This is a genomic window from Phenylobacterium sp. (genome assembly GCF_036723115.1).
Lineage (GTDB): Bacteria > Pseudomonadota > Alphaproteobacteria > Caulobacterales > Caulobacteraceae > Phenylobacterium.
Map to the genome: position 1 here is coordinate 1 of NZ_DAIMHV010000225.1, position 2,611 is coordinate 2,611.

Here is a 2,611-nt window from a genome sequence, read left to right on the forward strand (position 1 = left end):
GGCGGTGGGCAAGTCCGCCCGCCCCCTCGCCAGGGGCGTCATGATGTGAAAAAAGCGGCCATGACCTCGCAAGCCTCGACCCTGGGACGCGTCCTGATCCTCGCCGGTTCGGATTCCGGGGGCGGGGCGGGGATCCAGGCCGACATCAAGACGGTGACCGCCCTGGGCGCCTATGCCGCTACGGCGGTGACGGCGGTCACGGTCCAGAACACCCTTGGCGTCACCGGCGTCCATCCGATCCCCCCGGCCATCGTCCAGGCCCAGGCCCGGGCGGTGCTGGAGGACATCGGCGCCGATGCGCTCAAGACCGGCATGCTGGGCGATGTGGCCATGGTCGAGGCCGTGGCCCAGATCCTTGACGAGACCCCAGCCCCTGCGGTGGTGGATCCGGTGATGGTGGCCAAGGGCGGCTCGGCCCTTCTTCCGTCAGAAGCGGTGGCTGCGGTGCGCACGCTCATGGTCCCCCGGGCGGCCCTGCTGACGCCCAACGCCCCGGAGGCCGAGACCCTCACCGGGCTTGCGGTCGCCGACACCGACAGCCAGAGGCGGGCGGGCGAGGCCCTGCTGGCCCTGGGGGCGCGGGCGGTGCTGATGAAGGGCGGCCATGTGGATGGCCCGCGGGTGGTGGACATCCTGATGACCCCATCTGGCGAGCACGTTTTTGAGGCCGAACGGCAGGAAACCCGCCACACCCACGGGACCGGCTGCACCCTGGCCTCGGCCTGCGCGGCGGGTCTGGCCCAGGGCCTGACCCTGGAGGCCGCCGTGGAGCGCGCCTTCGCCTATGTGCAGCAGGCCATGGCCCGCGCCCCGGGCATCGGGGGCGGCCACGGTCCCCTGGACCATGGCTGGACCCTGCGCTCATGAGCGGGGGCGATCTTGAGGCGCGCCTGGCCGACATTCTGCGCCAGGCGCCCAGCCTGATGGGGGTGATGGAGACGGCCCGGGACCTGGCGCTGCCGGACTGGATGATCTTTTCCGGCGCCATCTATCAGAAGGCGGTGAACCATCTGACGGGGCGCGATCTGGACTATGGCCTCAAGGATTATGACCTGGGCTATTTCGACGCCGCCGACCTGAGCTACGAGGCCGAGGACCGCGTCATCCGGCGGGCGGCCGCCGCCTATCCCCCGCCCCTGGACACCCTGGTGGAGGTGCGCAACCAGGCCCGGGTGCATCTATGGTTCGAGGATCATTTCGGCGAGCCCTACGCCGCCCTGGCCTCCAGCGCCGAGGCCCTGACCCGCTTCACCACCACCATGTTCGCCGTGGGCGCGCGGCTGGAGCCGGACGGGACCTTGCGCATCTTCGCCCCCTTCGGCCTGGAGGATCTGTTCGCCCTGCGTCTGCGGCCCAATCCCAACCGGCCGACGATGGGGTTCGCCCGCACGGCGCAGGCCGCCATGGCCCGCTGGCCAGAACTGACTCTCGCCGACTGAACACCTTCCGAAACGCGCTGCAGGAGCGCCTTCATGCGCCAATGGACCATCGACGCCTTCGCCACAGCCCCCTTCCGGGGCAATCCCGCCTGCGTGCTGGCGCCCTTCGAGGCCTGGCCTGAGGCGGGCTGGATGCAGAGCCTGGCGGCGGAAAACAATCAGGCCGAGACCGCCTTTCTGCGGCGCACCGAAGACCCGGCCCGCTTCGGCCTGCGCTGGTTCACACCGGCCCTGGAAGTGCCGCTGTGCGGCCACGCCACCCTGGCGGCGGCCCACATGCTGTTCGCCGAGCTTGATCTCGCCGGAACCTCGGTCACCTTCGACACCCTCTCAGGTCCCCTGCGGGTGACGCGGGAAGGCGAGGCCTATGTCATGGATTTTCCCGCCGCCCCGCCCCGCCGGGTGGACATCCCGGCGGGCCTCGAGGCCGCCCTGGGCGCGCCCGTGCTGGAGGCCTGGGCCGGCCCCTATCTGGTGGCGGTGACAGCCGATGAGGCGGCGGTGCGGGCCGCCCGCCCCGATCTTGCGGCGCTCAAGTCCATCGGCGAGGCGGCCACCCAGGGCCGGGGAAACATCGGGCTTTCCGCCCTGGCCGCCCCGGGGGGCGACCACCAGGTGGTGAGCCGCTTCTTCGCGCCGGGCTCAGGCATCGCCGAGGACCCGGCCACCGGGTCGCTCCACTGCATCTTGGCGCCGCTGTTCGCCGAAAAGCTCGGGCGACCGCGCCTGGCCTTTCATCAGGCTTATCCCGGGCGGGGCGGGGATCTGGACTGCGAAGTTGTCGGTGACCGCGTGCTCCTGCGGGGGCGCGCGGTCACCGTGATCGAGAGCCAACTCAAGGCTGCCGCCCAACCGGCTTACCAGCGGCCCGGCCCATAGCCGTAGCCGTAGCGGGGGTCGGGTCCGCGGCGGTCGTCGCGGATGCGCAGGGCCAGCCGGTCGAGCCGCTGGTTGAGGTCGGACATTTCCCAGCGGGTCAGGCCGCCGCGCATGTACTGCCGCTCGAGGTTCTGGATCTGGCGCAGTTCGGCGTGCAGGCGGGCGGCTTCCGAGCGGCTGAGGGTCCCGAAGCGCTGGCCCACCTCGATGCGACGCTCCAGTTCGGCGCTGCGCTGGGCCACAGGGCTCCAGGCCGGGGCGCGGGGCGCGCCATAAGCGGGGGGGCCGTGCGG

At 71.6% G+C, this 2,611-nt stretch carries 4 protein-coding genes; 3 read left to right on the plus strand and 1 reads right to left on the minus strand.

Annotated elements, in window-relative coordinates; genetic code table 11:
- Positions 1–60: 60 nt before the first annotated feature.
- From thiD to V7D28_RS14780, 3 genes are read left to right on the plus strand one after another with little or no spacing between them, the layout of a single operon-like run.
- Positions 61–867 carry a bifunctional hydroxymethylpyrimidine kinase/phosphomethylpyrimidine kinase gene (gene thiD / locus V7D28_RS14770; protein ID WP_333588143.1) on the plus strand — a complete coding sequence of 269 codons (807 nt, stop codon included), beginning with the start codon at positions 61–63 and terminating at the stop codon, positions 865–867.
- Entirely contained in the window at positions 864–1,439 is a 576-nt protein-coding gene (locus V7D28_RS14775) for a nucleotidyltransferase family protein (protein WP_333588144.1), read from the plus strand. Before thiD ends, V7D28_RS14775 begins: the two co-directional genes overlap by 4 nt.
- Positions 1,440–1,472: 33 nt before the next feature.
- Positions 1,473–2,318: a PhzF family phenazine biosynthesis protein gene (locus tag V7D28_RS14780; protein WP_333588145.1), complete on the plus strand. Its 846-nt coding sequence runs from the start codon at positions 1,473–1,475 to the stop codon at positions 2,316–2,318.
- On the opposite strand, the gene V7D28_RS14785 is transcribed toward V7D28_RS14780, so the two are convergent.
- Positions 2,297–2,611 (minus strand): hypothetical protein (locus V7D28_RS14785; RefSeq protein ID WP_333588146.1); only part of this gene is annotated, 315 nt, incomplete at its 5' end. The two genes, V7D28_RS14780 and V7D28_RS14785, sit on opposite strands and share 22 nt — an antisense overlap.